Annotated in this window: 10 protein-coding genes; all 10 read left to right on the forward strand. The window is 53.8% G+C overall.

Annotation, left to right across the window (positions count from 1 at the left end):
• Positions 1 to 234 precede the first annotated feature (234 nt).
• The 10 genes from HU175_RS05850 (at position 235) to HU175_RS05895 (ending at position 15,055) form a co-directional block, all read left to right on the forward strand.
• The gene (locus HU175_RS05850; RefSeq protein ID WP_176565695.1) at positions 235 to 954 is read left to right on the forward strand and encodes a hypothetical protein; all 720 of its coding nucleotides are present in this window, start codon (positions 235 to 237) and stop codon (positions 952 to 954) included.
• Between the two features lies 1 nt (position 955).
• The gene (locus HU175_RS05855) at positions 956 to 1,690 is read left to right on the forward strand and encodes a potassium channel family protein (protein WP_176565696.1); all 735 of its coding nucleotides are present in this window, start codon (positions 956 to 958) and stop codon (positions 1,688 to 1,690) included.
• Positions 1,691 to 1,881: 191 nt separating this feature from the next.
• Entirely contained in the window at positions 1,882 to 2,490 is a 609-nt protein-coding gene (locus tag HU175_RS05860; protein WP_176565697.1) for an RNA polymerase sigma factor, read from the forward strand.
• A 92-nt stretch (positions 2,491 to 2,582) separates the two neighbouring features.
• Positions 2,583 to 3,692, forward strand: a complete 1,110-nt coding sequence (locus HU175_RS05865) for a FecR family protein (protein ID WP_176565698.1) — start codon at positions 2,583 to 2,585, stop codon at positions 3,690 to 3,692.
• A gap of 404 nt (positions 3,693 to 4,096) precedes the next feature.
• Positions 4,097 to 7,420, forward strand: coding sequence for a TonB-dependent receptor (locus HU175_RS05870; protein ID WP_228724336.1), 3,324 nt, complete (start codon positions 4,097 to 4,099; stop codon positions 7,418 to 7,420).
• Positions 7,421 to 7,431: 11 nt separating this feature from the next.
• Positions 7,432 to 9,060, forward strand: coding sequence for a RagB/SusD family nutrient uptake outer membrane protein (locus HU175_RS05875; protein ID WP_176565699.1), 1,629 nt, complete (start codon positions 7,432 to 7,434; stop codon positions 9,058 to 9,060).
• A 133-nt stretch (positions 9,061 to 9,193) separates the two neighbouring features.
• Complete coding sequence (locus HU175_RS05880) at positions 9,194 to 11,101, forward strand: family 16 glycoside hydrolase (RefSeq protein ID WP_176565700.1); 1,908 nt, start codon at positions 9,194 to 9,196, stop codon at positions 11,099 to 11,101.
• 12 nt (positions 11,102 to 11,113) lie between these two features.
• Entirely contained in the window at positions 11,114 to 13,168 is a 2,055-nt protein-coding gene (locus HU175_RS05885; RefSeq protein ID WP_228724337.1) for a c-type cytochrome, read from the forward strand.
• A 259-nt stretch (positions 13,169 to 13,427) separates the two neighbouring features.
• Positions 13,428 to 13,670, forward strand: coding sequence for a TraR/DksA family transcriptional regulator (locus tag HU175_RS05890; RefSeq protein WP_176565701.1), 243 nt, complete (start codon positions 13,428 to 13,430; stop codon positions 13,668 to 13,670).
• A 413-nt stretch (positions 13,671 to 14,083) separates the two neighbouring features.
• Positions 14,084 to 15,055: an aldo/keto reductase gene (locus HU175_RS05895; protein WP_176565702.1), complete on the forward strand. Its 972-nt coding sequence runs from the start codon at positions 14,084 to 14,086 to the stop codon at positions 15,053 to 15,055.
• The last annotated feature ends 46 nt before the right edge of the window (positions 15,056 to 15,101 follow it).

The raw sequence follows: 15,101 nt of genomic DNA on the forward strand, positions 1-15,101 counted from the left end.
TCTGATCGATTCGGGCCGCAAATTGTAGGCCGTTTGTTAATTCGTTGTTAAAGCCTCATTAAGTGATTCTTAAAAATAGCTATAAATGCTTAGTTGGTTTATGGTATATTTACTTAATCAGGATGACGGGTGAACAGTTCTGGTAGCCCATTTAAAGCGAGTTAAAATGCCGTAAACTTGTAATTAAAAAAGCGTGCACAACTGTATATGCCTATTTGAGGTTATCCGAAAAGGATGATTACTACCGCTTTACTCGCCCTGTCTCTTCTAGTGCCGCCGGATAGTCTGCCTGCAGCCGATACGACTGCAGTCCGTCCGATAGGCGCGTTACCGAATAACCGGCTCATTCCGGCTTTCAACCTTGATTTTCGGGATTCGTTCCTGCAGAAACAGCATGTCAATGTGTGGGGTGTCAACGCGGGTATCGAGTTTGGCGTCAAGCGGCACCAGCTTACACTGGGGTATTACTGGCTGACGTATGCTACGTACCTCCGCCTGATCGACTGGCGACGCGATGCTGCCCGACGGATCAACCTGGATTATTATACCCAGACCGATCTGTGGTTTATGAGCCTGCTTTACTGGCACAACTTCATTAACAATAAACGGTGGATGGTCAGTTTACCCGTGGAGATTGGTGGGGGAATTGCCTACGCCATTCCGCATAATCTGCGTCAGGATGCGCAGATCGACCGAACGCAGCGTAGCTTTTTCGTCCCTGCGCAGGTTGGCGTTTATGGACAGTGGAAAGCCACCCGCTGGGTGGGCCTGAGCGCCCAGATCGGTTACCGGTATTCCGTCTTTCAAACAGCCATCGATCAGCATTTCAATGGGACGTATTACAGTGTAGGGGCTACTGTCTATCCCGCCCTTCTGACCGACCTCTGGCGGTTTTTTACCAAAAAAGACCGTATTTCCCCCCTGCATCCGCCCAAACCCCGGTTGCCGAACTAGCATGAAGCCGTCTGCTTCCGAAAAGCCAAGCCTGCATCAGATCATCATGCTGGTACTGTCCATCGGCGTGGTGCTGGGATTGCTCCTGCGCGAGTTGGTGCCGTTACACGAAGACACGCACCAGTTGCTCAATTACGTCGATACGGGGATTTGCCTGTATTTCCTGTATGATTTCTTTCTTCGACTCTACCAAAGCGCTCACAAATGGCCGTTTGTTCAACAGAACTGGATTGATTTATTGGCCAGCATTCCGGTAGTGCCCTGGTTACGACTGGGGCAGGTGGTGCGAATTATCCGGTTGATGCGGATGATTCGGGTCTTCCGGACAACGCAGGAGTTTGTGCGCTACTTCTTCCACAACCGGGCCAACGGTACGCTCACCGTTGTTTTGCTCAGCGCCCTGCTCCTGATGATTTTTGGCGCTATCGCCATCCTGTCAGTGGAGCGCGTGCTGGGTGCCAACATCAAAACCCCAGCCGATGCGCTCTGGTGGGCGTTCGTGACCATCACGACGGTTGGGTACGGCGATCGTTATCCCATTACGACCGCTGGCCGATTAATTGCTGCCGTACTAATGGTTGTGGGGGTAGGGTTGTTCGGAACGTTTACGGGCTACGTAGCCAATTTTTTTGTGGAAGAAGACCAGGAGCCAAAGGAAAGTGAACTACAGACACTCATCAAGGAAGTGCAGCAGCTCCGCACCAAAATCGAAGAACTGGAAAAAAACCTGAAGTAGCGCTGCAGGCTGTCTTCGGAACCGGCTACACCGCCGGGTGACTGGTAAAGCGGGCAAATGATGGCCCATGCTCTCGACCACCCCAGTTTACGAAAACCAGCGAGTATGTCTATATTATCTCAATATGGTTATATCTTTGTTATTCGCTAGTCTGGTCCTTCCGTTTAGCAGGGCTGGCACCTCGACGCTCAATGTTTTTAACCGAATCTGCTCTCTGGACTGCGTTTCAGCGTGGTGACGTAAATGCTTTTGAGGAAATCTACCGGACTCATTCGGCACCACTGTTTGCGTATGGAAAACGTTTGTGTGCCGACCACGATCTGGTTCAGGATACAGTTCAGGATATTTTCGTCGAAATCTGGACACGGCGGGCTACGCTCCGTAATCTGCATACCATTAAGTATTACCTGTTTCGGATTATGCGCAACAAGCTGGCGCGGCTGCATCAGAAGGCGGCTGTGCTGGTTCACGACGATGAACTGTCCTTCGATTTTCAGCGCCTGTTCAGCCCGGCTGTCGATGATCTGATCACGCAGCAGGAAACCAGTGCCGAGCAGGTAGCCCGGCTGCAGCAGTCAATTCGCCAGCTGCCGGGGCGGCAGCGCGAAGCTATCATACTGGCTTTCTACGATAACTTCAGCAACGAAGAGATTGCCGGAATTATGGGCATCAACCACCAGTCGGTGATCAACCACCTGAACCGGGGGCTAACCACGCTGCGTGATCTGCTGGCCAACCTGCCAGCGTTGCTGGCCGTTCTGCTGAATACACTGGCAGAAAGCTCGTTCTGGCCGGTTTAGCCAGATTCCATCAAAAAATCGAAAAAAATCAGAAACGTGTTGAGTTGGAAACGACGATTCTCGCCACTTACTCATGAGAAGCCTCGTTGACTATGGACGACCAGTACTATACGTACAAAGATTTTTTAGCAGACTCCTACTTTCGGCAGTGGATAAAACAGCCCGACGAAGCCTCGACGCTTTACTGGCAAACGTTCCTGGCCGAGCATCCGGAGCATAGCGCCAGTATGGCGCAGGCTGCGGACGTATTACGTTCGCTCGCAGCGGCTACGGAACAACTGGCCGAACCCGTAACCAAGGCCGAACAGGATGCTGCCTGGCTGGCTATCCGCCAACGGATTGGGGCCGACGGGCAAACGAATCCTTTACTGAATCGCAATCAACCCTTGTGGGGCTGGTTATACATTGCCGCTTCGGTATGCCTGATTGCGGGTCTGAGCTGGTGGGGGCTGCGGGTGAACAAAGAGCAGGCCATTCAACAGGCACCGGTTGCCCTGGAAAGTCGGTATGTCAAGCAAAAGAATACAGGGAGCAAACCCTTGCTGGTCAACCTGCCCGATGGTAGTTCGGTAATCCTGCAAACCAACAGCCAGCTCACCTACGAACGAGCATTCGATAAAGCCCAGCGCACGGTTTATTTGCAGGGCGAGGCTTTCTTTGAAGTGGCCAAGAATCGCCAGCGCCCGTTTCTGGTGCATGCCAATGAACTATGGACAAAAGTGCTGGGCACTAGTTTCAATATCCGGGCCTACGCCAACGACAAAGACGTAACGGTTACGGTACGATCGGGCCGGGTAGCGGTTTTTACGCTGAAAGAAGCCCGGAAACAGAACATAAACTCTCCGTCGCTGGAAGGAACAGTCCTGAACCCTAACCAGCAGATCGTCTTTGCCCGCCACGAAGAGCGGCTGATTTCCCCCAAACGAATTACACCGATGATTCTGGCCCGTAAGGTTCCGGCTTTCAGTCCGGCCAGTTTCGTGTTTGAGGCAACACCCGTGTCGACCGTCTTTACCGAACTGGAGAAAGTATATGGTGTCCGGATCGCCTACGATAAGGCCGCTTTGGGCAACTGCCGCCTGACCGCCGATCTGACCGACGAAACGCTGACCAATAAACTGGCAATCATCTGCAAAAGCATTGAAGCTAGTCATTCCTTTCGTCAGGATAGCGTAGTGGTAGTAGGACCGGGCTGCCGTTGATCCTTACGGGGTTCTCAACAGGAAAACAAAATAAAGCCTGCATAAGCGCAGCGGGCTATTAGGCGCAGCGAATTTCATTTCACTAAACCCACCTTTGCTCCGGGTAGGATCTTTTCAAAAAAGAAAGGCAAAAAAATACGTAGACAAGTGAGTTGAACGGGCCACTTTCTGCCAATTGCTTATGAAAGTGTACCGTTCGATGGGCCCGTATCCTTTTCGGATGCGCCACTCTGGCGGTAATCCGTTCCCGAAGCTACTTTCCTTCATCCCCGCCCTCAATAAAAATGATTATCACTTAACCCCTTGGCTATGAAAACGAAAAACGCTGCCTGCTGACGTATTACAGCCGAAGTCGGCTGGTTCTTATCTACGCATTTTTAGTAACAAACCTTCGATAACGTAATATGAGTAACCGTGTATCAAGAATTAGTACCAGATGGGAAGTGATGCGATGGATGCTGCTTCAACTGGTATTAACTATCGCCTTAACCTCCGGTTCTTTCGCGGCCGACAGCCGGGCGCAGGACGTACTAAGTAACAAAATTACAATCCAGCTCGCCAATCGGCCCATCAGCGACGTACTGAGCCGTATTGAAAAGCTGACCGACGTTAAGTTTTCCTACAGCCCTGACCTGATTCAGGCCGACCGGCGGGTGTCGATTGCCGCAACTAACGAACCACTTTCGCAGGTACTGAATACGCTGCTGACTCCCCTGCAGATTAAATACGAACCGGTGGGGAGCCGGTTGGTGCTGACCCGGTTGCCGGAAAAAGCACTGAACCAGTCGGCAGCAGCGCCCACGTCGGTAGCCATTGCGGCTAGTGTGCCACCAGTAACGGTTAAAGGACGGGTACTGGATGAGCTGGGAAAACCCATTCCGGGCGCGACGGTACTGGTCAAAGGAACGTCGAACACTGGTACTGTAACCGACGCGAACGGAGCCTATACGCTGAACGTATCGGATGGCAACGTAACGCTGGTCGTTTCGTCGATTGGTTTTACGTCGCAGGAAGTGGCGCTCAAAGGGCGGGCAACTGTCGACGTGACCTTAGCGACCGACGTAAAATCGCTGAACGAAGTAGTCGTTGTCGGTTATGGTACGCAGAAACGGTCGGAAGTGACGTCTGCCGTATCGACGGTTAAGGTAGAAGACTTCAACCAGGGTGGTACCCGGAACGCGCTGGACCTGGTCCAAGGTAAAGTAGCCGGTCTGCAGATCACCCGGACGCAGGGTAACAACCCCAACTCGAGCCCAGCGATTCAGCTGCGGGGGATTACATCGATCAACGGCTCTTTATCGCCACTGATCGTTATTGACGGAATTCCGGGGGGTAACCTGGATCTGTTGCAGCAGGATGATATTGCGTCATTCGACGTGCTGAAAGACGGTTCAGCGGCTGCTATCTACGGTACCCGGGGTAACGCTGGTGTAATCCTGATCACCACGAAAAAAGGGAAGTCTGGCCCCGCCCGTTATGATTACTCTACTTATTTTCAGCACGAGTCTGTAGCGAAGCAGCCCCGCTTCCTGACACCGGAAGAATGGCGTTCGTACCGGAACGATCCGACCAACGTAAAGGCCGGGCAAATGCTGGACCTGGGCGCATCGACCGACTGGTACGGCCAGCTTATTAACCGAGATAACTTGAGCCAGTACCACAATCTGGCTATGTCGGGTGGTGGCGAAAATGGCAGCTACCGAGCGTCGGTATATTATAACGGTGCTGATCCTATCACGCTGCAGAACTGGCGGAAGCAGTACGGCGGCCGGTTGAGCTTCAACCAGCGCGGACTGGACAACCGGCTATCGGCCCAAATGAACCTGGCTACGAACATCAGCAACGCCAATCTACTGGGTGGACAGGCCGGTGATTTTGAGAATGCACTGGGCCGTAACCCAACGCAACCCGTGTTCAATCCGAATGGTACGTATTACGAAGAGGGATCGACGACGAACCCGATTGGCCGGTTAAATCAGGAAAAAAACCTGCGTAATCAGCAAACAACTTCGGGCGATTTCCGACTGACACTGGAGCCGATCGATGGCCTAAGGGCGTCGGCTTTCGGAGCTGTGGTCCGCGATTCCTGGAACGATAATGAATACCGCTCCCGGGCGTCGCGTTTCTCGCAGATCGGTACGCTGAACGGTACTGCCGTAGCCGGAACAGGCTATGGCCGCAAATACAACCGATTGGCTAACAACTACACCTTTGAGTCAACGCTGGAATACGAACGGCTGGTCAAACAGGACCATAGCCTGCGCGCGCTGGTTGGGTATAGCTACCAGTACGGTGTCGTAGAAGAATTTTCCGGAGCAAGCAGTGGTTTCCTGAACGACGCCTTTGAAGAAAATAACCTGGGTGCGGGTAACTTCCTGACGCTGGGTAAATCATCACTGGGTAGCTTCAAAGAAGACAACACGCTGGTTGCGTTTTTCGGTCGGTTGAACTATGCCTACAAAGACAAGTATATCGCGCAGTTCATTCTGCGTCGGGAAGGCTCGTCGCGTTTCGGGGCTAATAACAAGTTCGGTAACTTCCCGGCGGCCTCGGTTGGCTGGACCATCAGCAAAGAGAACTTCATGAGCAACGTGCAGTTCGTGAACACGCTGAAACTGCGCGTTGGGTATGGCGTAACGGGTAACCAGGGTATTCCGAACTACCAGTCGGTAGTACGGCTGAGCACGGGTAACTTCTACCTGAACGACGACGGCGTATGGCGGCAGACTTACGGTCCGAGCAACAACCCAAACCCGAACCTGCGCTGGGAGCGCAAACAGGAGGTAAACGTTGGTCTTGACTTTGGTCTGTTCAACAACCGCCTGACGGGGGCTATCGAAGTCTACCAGCGCCGGACATCTGACCTGCTAGGCAGCTTCAACACGCAGTTGCCGCCGTTTGTGCAGTCGACTCTGTACACGAACGTGGGCGTGATCGATAACAAAGGGGTTGAACTTACCCTGAGCGGTTCGGTCATGCAGAAAGAGAATTTCCGTTGGGACATGGACGTAGCGGCCAGCACACAGAATAATAAACTGGTGTCCTTCTCGGATGATGTGTTCAAAGTAACCTTCCTGAACTTTGGTGATATCGGTGGTTTTGGCGCACTGGGAAATGCCATCCGGACCATTGAAGGTGGCCCGCTGGGCAGCTTCTACGGTAAACGATTTGCCGGGTTCACGCCCGAAGGCAAATGGCTGTTCTACAAAGCCACGGGCGAAGCGGTTACCGCCGACAAAATCGTTCCGAACGATGACTACGCATACATCGGCAACGGCATTCCGAAATACTACCTGTCCTGGACGAACCGGTTTCAGTACAAAAACTTCGACCTGACGGCTTTCTTCCGGGGTAAGTTTGGCTACGACATTCTGAACCTGCAGCAGGTGTTCTTCGGCAACAAGATTTACCTGCCAAACAACGTATTGCTGGATGCTATCACGCGCAACAACCAGATCAACGACGCGCTGCAGTACTCCGATTATTACCTGGAGCCGGGCGGTTTTGTGAAGCTTGATAACGTAACGCTGGGCTACAATTTCAAATTCAAGACGCCCCTGATCCGCAACCTGCGGCTGTACCTCACCGGGCGTAACCTGCTGACTATTACCCGCTACCGGGGCACAGACCCTGAAGTGGACGATACCGGTCTGGCACCGGGTATCGATGGTCGTGGTTTCTACCCACGCACACGCTCGTTCACGGCAGGTCTTAACATTGGCTTCTAATACGAATTTCCATGAAACGATTACATAAAGGACTTTTATTGGGTGGCCTGCTAACCCTGTCGCTGGGAATGAACGGCTGCACAGATCTGGACGAAACCCTGTACAGTTCCATCAACGCCAACGCGTTTTATAACAACCGCCAGGAAATCCTGTCGGGTGTGCTACGTCCCTACACCCACGCCAACGCCTGGGCAGCACCAACCGGGCAGCAGGGTTCCTGGCGTATGAACGAACTGTCGGCCGACCAGCTGGCCTGGCCGCAGAAAGGTCGTCACGGCTATGACGATGCGCAGTGGATTCGACTGCACGGCCATAGCTGGGTATTTACGGAGAATAACATGTGGAACCCCTGGTCGTTGCTGTTCACGGGGGTTGGTTTCTGCAACAGTACGCTGGGCGATTTCAGCCGGGTTGACTTCGCCCGCGCTGGCGTAAGTGAGCAGGAAAAAGCGGCTTTTATCGCCGAACTAAAGGTCTTCCGGGCGTATCACTACATGCGGCTGATGGATATGTATGGCAACATTCCTATCGTGACGGCGGTGGGTACGCCCCTCAGTCCGGCCACTGCCCCCCGGGCCGAAGTGTTTGCCTTTGTCGAGAAAGAGCTGAAGGAAAACGTCGATCTGCTCCCAAACCTGAGCAAAAGTCTGATCGGACGTATCACGAAGGCGGCCGGTTATTCTATGCTGGCCGAGCTGTACCTGAACGCCGAAGTATGGTCGGGAACCGCCCGCTGGGATGATTGTATCGCAGCCTGCGATAAGATTATGCGGGGCGAAACAGGCGGCCTGAACGGCACGCCCGCGCTGGATGCCGACCTGCTGGCTACGTACAGCAACACCAACGATAACTCGAAGGAGATTCTGTTTCAGCTGGTCTACGACTTCCAGCAAACGCCAACGCGCTGCGGCTGGAACAGTGATTTCTACCATTTTCAGCAGCGGCTTATCTACGGCGGAGATGCCAACGGGAATAATGGGGTAGTCGTTATTCCGAGCGCCTATGATGCCTTCAAAGATAACGATCTGCGCAAATCGACCTGGATGCTGATCGGACCGCAGTTCCAGGCGCTTAACCCTACGCAGCCTGTACTGGGTACCGAGGAATATCGTGATAAGCAACTGGTATTCGTGAAGGAAATCCGGCGGGCCAGCGAGGGGAAAACCAGCTCAACGATGGTTGACGGGGAAGAAAACAGCGGAGCCCGGTTCAACAAATACCGGCCCGGTCGGCAGACGGAAGCCAAATACTGGAGCAACGACTGGTCGCTGTACCGGCTGACGGAGATCTACTTCGCCAAAGCCGAAGCGCTGATGCGGAAAAACGGCGGAGCCGCCACGGCCGAAGCCGTACAACTGATCAACGACTGCCGGAAGCGGGCGTTCAGCGCGGCTGACTTCACCAAAGAAGCGTATACGCCGACTACGTTGACACTAAACGAACTGCTGGCCGAGCGCGGACGCGAGTTTATTTTCGAAGGGAAACGGCGGACGGATATGATCCGGTTTGGGGCCTTCACAACTACGAGCTGGTGGGATCATCAGCCCAGCGACCCAACGAAGCGGCTGTTCCCTGTTCCACAGCGTCAGCTGGCGGCCAATCCCAATCTAAAGCAGAATCCTGGTTATCCAGCGCAGTAGTCTGTATAAATACTTAATTACCAACGATTTGTTGCCGATGCCAATCAGTAAGAATCGTTGGTAATTTTCTTAGGACAGTTGGATAGAACTTCTGTCCGGTTACTCCAGCTATTTTATTTAACCCTTTCACATAATGTTTTACCTCATTGCCGCCCAGGCGCGGACGATTGGACTTGGCGGATTACTCCTGAGTGGTCTGCTCGGTTCGGTATCAGGCCAGCCACAACCGACGGGAGCGCAGCCCGGTACAATACCGCTGACGGATCTGCAGTCATTTCGACAAGCTGGCGGGGCATCATCTGGCGACGCAGCACCGGGTAAAAACTGGCGTATTGTTGGCGATGTCAACGCCGATCTGAGTCGCGAGAACACCATAACGACCAAAGCCGGAACGGGCGTACTGGTCAATCAGAACGACAGCAAAAACAACAGTAACCTGCTGACGAAGTTCGAACACGGCGATATCGATCTCGAATTTGACTACCTGATGGCGAAAGGCTCCAACTCGGGCGTCTATCTGCAGGGACGATACGAAATTCAGCTCATGGATAGCTGGGGTAGCAAAACCGCCAAAGTTGGTGACAATGGCTCCATCTACCAGCGCTGGGACGACAATCGGCCGGCCGGCCAGCAGGGCTACGAAGGGCAGGCCGCCCGCCAGAATGCCAGCCGGGCACCCGGTCTGTGGCAGCACATGCGGATCTCCTTCCTGGCTCCTCGCTTCGACGCCAGTGGCCGCAAAATTGAAAATGCCAAGATTATCCGGGCTGAGCTGAACGGCGTAACGATTCACGAAAATGTTACGTTGACTGGCCCAACCCGTGGTCCGTTGAAAAACGACGAAACCGCGAAGGGCCCGCTGCTGATTCAGGGCGATCACGGCCCCGTGGCGTTCCGGAATATTCGTTACGTAGCGTTTGATAAACCCCGGCCCGAACTGGTCGATCTGACCTATGCCGTGTACGGTGGTCAGTTCGACAAAGAACCTGGCAACGATAGCAACCCGCCCGAAGCAAAGGGCCCGGCCAACGGACTGACGGCGGGCGTTACTCGTAACGCAAACAACTTCCTGATTCGCTATAACGGTACCCTGCGGGTGAAGGAAGCCGGTACATACACCCTGAGTCTGAACGGAGCTGGTGGGTTTACGCGGCTAAAGATCGGCGACAAAGTCGTTGTTCCCTGGAGTAATGCCGGTCGGCGTCCGGGCGTCCAGTTGACGCTGCCCGCTGGTGACCAACCGGTCGAGATCCTGTACTCGAAGCTGTCGGCCCGGGCTACCCCGTCGATTAATCTGGCATTGCAGGGCGACGGCCTGCGTGAGTTCATCGTGGGCGATAACAGTGTCGAATTTGGGGGTGATGGCCCAATCTTAATCGATGCGCCGAAGACGACGGTTTTGCGTAGTTTCATGGATGTCCCGAACGAAAATGGGCAAGGGCGCCGGGTGCGTGTTACGCACGCGGTATCGGTGGGTAGTCCTGAGCAGGTCCATTATACGTACGACCTGGACAAAGGGGCTATCGTGCAGGTATGGCGTGGTCAGTTTCTCGATGCTACGCCCATGTGGAACAACCGGGGCGATGGTTCGTCGCGGCCAACGGGTATGGTACAGCGACTGGGCGTTCCAGCCCTGGCGATTGGCCGGATGGCCTCCGCGCAGGCAGCCTGGGCTACCGACACAGCAGGCAGCTCGTTTCGGCCATTGGGATATGCCTTGGACGAGAACGACCAGCCGACGTTTATGTACACTGCACATGGCGTCAGCGTAGACGATGCCATTCGGGTACTGCCCAACGGCGAAGGAATCCGGCGGGAGATGACGTTTAAGAGCCCAGTGGATGGACTAGTTGCCCGGCTGGCCGAAGGAGGTTCTATCGAAACCCTGGCTGATAATAATTACCTGATTGATGGAAAAGCGTATTACCTGCGGCTGGACGACAGTAAGGGCCTCAAGCCTACCGTTCGGCAAATGGGGAACCGGCAGGAGCTGATTGTACCCGTGAAAAATAATACGCTGAGTTATTCGATCCTATTCTGACTATACCTACCCATGACGTTTATACACACAGGCCGACTACGGCAGACGCTTGGTTCGCTGCTGACAACGGCGATCCTGCTGGGCGGAGCGGCTCCGTTCAGTCAGGCGCAGGAGTCGCCGAAAGAAGAAGATTTCTTCAAAGTAATGCGGGTGCCCGCGCCGGAAGGAACCCTGCTCGAAGTTGGCGGGCTGACGGTATTGCCTAACGGCGACCTGGGCATCGCCACGCGCCGGGGTGACATTTTCCTGGTTGAGAACCCGACCAGCCGACGCCCGTTTTTCCGGAAAGTAGCCTCGGGTCTGCATGAGGTACTGGGCCTGGTTTACAAGGATGGCGCTCTGTACTGCGCGCAGCGGGGCGAGTTGACGAAGCTGGTTGACCTGAATAAGGACGGTAAAGTTGACCGACTCGAAACGGTGTTCGCCTGGCCATTGTCGGGTCACTACCATGAGTACAGCTTCGGTCCGAAAGTAGCGCCGGATGGCTCGTTTTTCGTGTCAGGCAACGTAGCGTTCGGTGACGAAGAATGGTGGGCGGGCGAAAGCCGCGTCCCCTGGCGGGGCTGGGTCATGCACATTACGCCCGACGGAAAAATGGAGCCCTGGGCAACCGGTGTTCGTTCTCCGTGCGGACTGGGCATGATCGACGGCGAACTGTTCTACACCGATAACCAGGGCGACTGGATCGGATCGGGCGGTATCTGGCACCTGAAAAAAGGAGCCTGGGTTGGGCACCCGGCGGGCCTTCGCTGGACCGACGCGGCAAATTCGCCGGTAAAACTCAAACCCGAGCAGGTGTACGCCAAAGTCGATTCCCGTCGTCGGCGCGATGAGCAGGGACGGGCCATCAAACCCGAAAACGTCGTCAACGAAACGCCGGTGACGCTGTTCGAGATGAAGAAGGAGTTTCCTGAGTTGCAATTACCCGCCGTCTGGCTACCTCACGGTATCTTTGGGGTGTCGAACTCAGAAATCGTGCAGATTCCGAAAGGAAACTTCGGTCCGTTTGAGGGACAACTGCTGGTTGGCGATCAGGGACAGAGCAAGATCATGCGCGTCTTCATGGAAAAAGTGAACGGCGAGTTTCAGGGCGCAGCTTTTGATTTCCGCAGCGGTTTCCAGTCAGGTGTCCTGCGCATGGCCTGGGGTAACGACGGTTCGCTGTTCGTCGGTGAAACCAACCGGGGCTGGGGCTCGGCGGGTGAAGCGGCCGAAGGGTTACAGCGGCTGGTCTGGAACGAAAAAACGCCGTTTGATATGAAAGCGGTGCGCGCCATGCCCGACGGTTTCGAAATCGAATTTACGTCGCCCGTTGACCGGAAATCGGCGGAGGATATCGCGTCGTACACGGTGGAAAGCTTTGTCTACAAATACCACCCTGTCTACGGTAGCCCACCAATCAACCGGGAAGACAACGGCATCAAAGGCGTGAAAGTCTCGGCTGATGGTATGAAGGCACGTATCGTTGTTGATAACCTGCGGCAGTATTACATCCACGGCCTGCGTCTGGATGGCGTGCGGAGCAGTGAGGGGTCATATTCGCTGGTTCATCCGCTGGCCTATTACACCCTGAATAACATTCCACAGGGCACCAAGCTGACGATAGCGGAACTGAGTACGACGAATTCAGCGACCAAAGCTGCGACTCCTGCACCAGCGGCTGCGCCGAAGAAAGCCACAGCAACGAAAGCGGGAGCCAAGACGACGGCCAAAGCTGTTAAGGGCGGAACGCCGATAGCCGCTGCTGCGAAACCCGAAGCTGCGCCGACCTACGAAATGGTGAAAGGACTGCTGACTAAACACACCTGTCTGGCCTGCCACCAGGCCAACAAGCGGCAGATAGGACCGGCTTATGTGGACGTCGCCAAGCGGGGGTACACGAACGAGCAGATTGTCGAGCTGATTCATAGCCCAAAGCCGCAGAACTGGCCCGACTACGCTACCGAGATGCCCCCTATGCCGCAGGTACCGAAAGCTGATGCGCTGAAGATTGCTGCCTGGATCAACTCGCTGGCAACAGAGAAGAAAGCGGCTCCTACTCCGGCTAAGAATCCGGATGAGCAATAGGTAGACGCTGATTAACTGCCAAAGTTTACTAAAAAAACGGCCCTACGTTTCCGAAACGTGGGGCCGTTTTTTTGCGTAGAAAAGCCTGAATTTCTCTCCTTTTTATAAAGAATAACTACGTGAAAGATATTTACTTAATTTATTTACATTTATTTGATAATCAGATATTTGTGTGTTAGTTAAGGGTGGGCGTTAGTAGCCGTTTATGGCACTATACAGACCCTCTTTGTGTTTTATAAATAGCTAACTAATCGACGTTATGTACTGTATCAAATGTGGTAATCCGATCCCCGAAGCGCGGTTGAAAGCGCTGCCTACTGCCAAAACCTGCGTTCATTGTTCGCAGGCGCAACGCGTAGCTGGCTTCCCGATGATTACGGGTAAAACGGAGTATTCGGCGCTGCAGATCATGTCGCAGGCTGATGCACAGCAATTAAGTAAAATGGGCGCTCGTCGCGGAATGGGAGCCTCTACCTATATGAAGCGGGAGAAACGGACGTAGTGTCTCTTTTCGTTTATGTTTCGACCTTGGCAGGTTACCGGCCTACACTCACATAAGTGTAGGCTGTTTTTTTTGATCAGGCCAATTGGTTAACCTGGCCGCGCGTAGTTCGTCGGTCGTAGCCTTATTCATGACGTCGTTGAAACCAACGGTCGATTTGATCGTGCTTGTAAGACGCATGACTATAAAACCAATAGTTTTCATCGATGGGGAAAGATTTGCTGAAGTCGTTGTTACAAGGAAAAGCATCGACTGAGAGCGGGTACGAGAGGAAGCTTTAGAGCGTGCCTACTGCGGGTTATGTTGTCAGATTATGTATTTTCTTTCATACAACTCGAAGATATATCTTTTGATAGAGTAAACCCGGTGACCTCCGAGTCTCTGTAGTAAGTAAAAGTAGTAAACCCTGATATATGAATTACCGCACATTTGGCCGGACGGGCTGGGACGTTTCTGAAATTGGGTATGGCATGTGGGGGCTGGCAGGATGGACCGGCTCCGAGCGTGAAACCGTTGACAAAGCACTGGACCTCGCCGTGGAGCGAGGCTGTAATTTCTTTGATACGGCCTGGGGGTACGGCGAAGGCCTCAGTGAACGAATCCTGGGGGAACTGCTGAAACGGAACGCTGATAAAAAGCTGTACGTAGCCACCAAGATTCCTCCCAAAAACCGTACGTGGCCGTCAAAGCCGGAGTTTAAACTGGAAGACGTGTTTCCGAACGACTACATCGTCGAGTACGTTGACAAGAGCCTGCAGAACCTGGGCGTCGACACGATTGACCTGATGCAGTTTCACGTCTGGGAAGACAACTGGGCCAACCAGGATGAATGGCAGGACGCCATTACTCGCCTGACCGAGCAGGGCAAAGTGCAGGCCTGGGGCATCAGCATCAACCGCTGGGAGCCGGACAATTCGCTGAACACACTACGTACGGGCATGATCGATGCTGTGCAGGTTATCTATAACATCTTCGATCAGAACCCTGAAGACAACCTCTTTCCGCTCTGTAAAGAACTGAATCTGGGCATCATTGCCCGTGTACCGTTCGATGAAGGAACGCTGACTGGTACGTTTACGAAGGAAACGACCTTCCCCGCCGATGACTGGCGGTCGACGTATTTCGTACCCGAAAACCTGAACAGCAGCGTCGAACACGCTGATGCACTGAAGCCGCTTATTCCTGAGGGCATGACGATGCCCGAAATGGCATTACGGTTTATCCTGAGCAATCCGGATGTGCATACGACGATTCCCGGTATGCGCCAGCTACGTAACGTGGAAGCCAATACGGCGGTTAGTGATGGTCGTGGTCTCTCCCCCGAACTACTGCACGAACTAAAAGGCCACCGCTGGGATCGCACTCCGACGGAGTGGAGTCAATAGAAAAGGAGGGTTGAATCGTGTCAATATTCAGTCATCCCGATGCAAG

Source organism: Spirosoma sp. KUDC1026 (assembly GCF_013375035.1).
Lineage (GTDB): Bacteria > Bacteroidota > Bacteroidia > Cytophagales > Spirosomataceae > Spirosoma.

What these genes read in the sequence shown, in the direction of transcription:
- HU175_RS05850 (WP_176565695.1), top strand. Translation starts at nt 235, where the DNA reads ATGATTACTACCGCTTTACTCGCCCTGTCTCTTCTAGTGCCGCCGGAT.
- HU175_RS05855 (WP_176565696.1), top strand. Translation starts at nt 956, where the DNA reads ATGAAGCCGTCTGCTTCCGAAAAGCCAAGCCTGCATCAGATCATCATG.
- HU175_RS05860 (WP_176565697.1), top strand. Translation starts at nt 1,882, where the DNA reads ATGTTTTTAACCGAATCTGCTCTCTGGACTGCGTTTCAGCGTGGTGAC.
- HU175_RS05865 (WP_176565698.1), top strand. Translation starts at nt 2,583, where the DNA reads ATGGACGACCAGTACTATACGTACAAAGATTTTTTAGCAGACTCCTAC.
- HU175_RS05870 (WP_228724336.1), top strand. Translation starts at nt 4,097, where the DNA reads ATGAGTAACCGTGTATCAAGAATTAGTACCAGATGGGAAGTGATGCGA.
- HU175_RS05875 (WP_176565699.1), top strand. Translation starts at nt 7,432, where the DNA reads ATGAAACGATTACATAAAGGACTTTTATTGGGTGGCCTGCTAACCCTG.
- HU175_RS05880 (WP_176565700.1), top strand. Translation starts at nt 9,194, where the DNA reads ATGTTTTACCTCATTGCCGCCCAGGCGCGGACGATTGGACTTGGCGGA.
- HU175_RS05885 (WP_228724337.1), top strand. Translation starts at nt 11,114, where the DNA reads ATGACGTTTATACACACAGGCCGACTACGGCAGACGCTTGGTTCGCTG.
- HU175_RS05890 (WP_176565701.1), top strand. Translation starts at nt 13,428, where the DNA reads ATGTACTGTATCAAATGTGGTAATCCGATCCCCGAAGCGCGGTTGAAA.
- HU175_RS05895 (WP_176565702.1), top strand. Translation starts at nt 14,084, where the DNA reads ATGAATTACCGCACATTTGGCCGGACGGGCTGGGACGTTTCTGAAATT.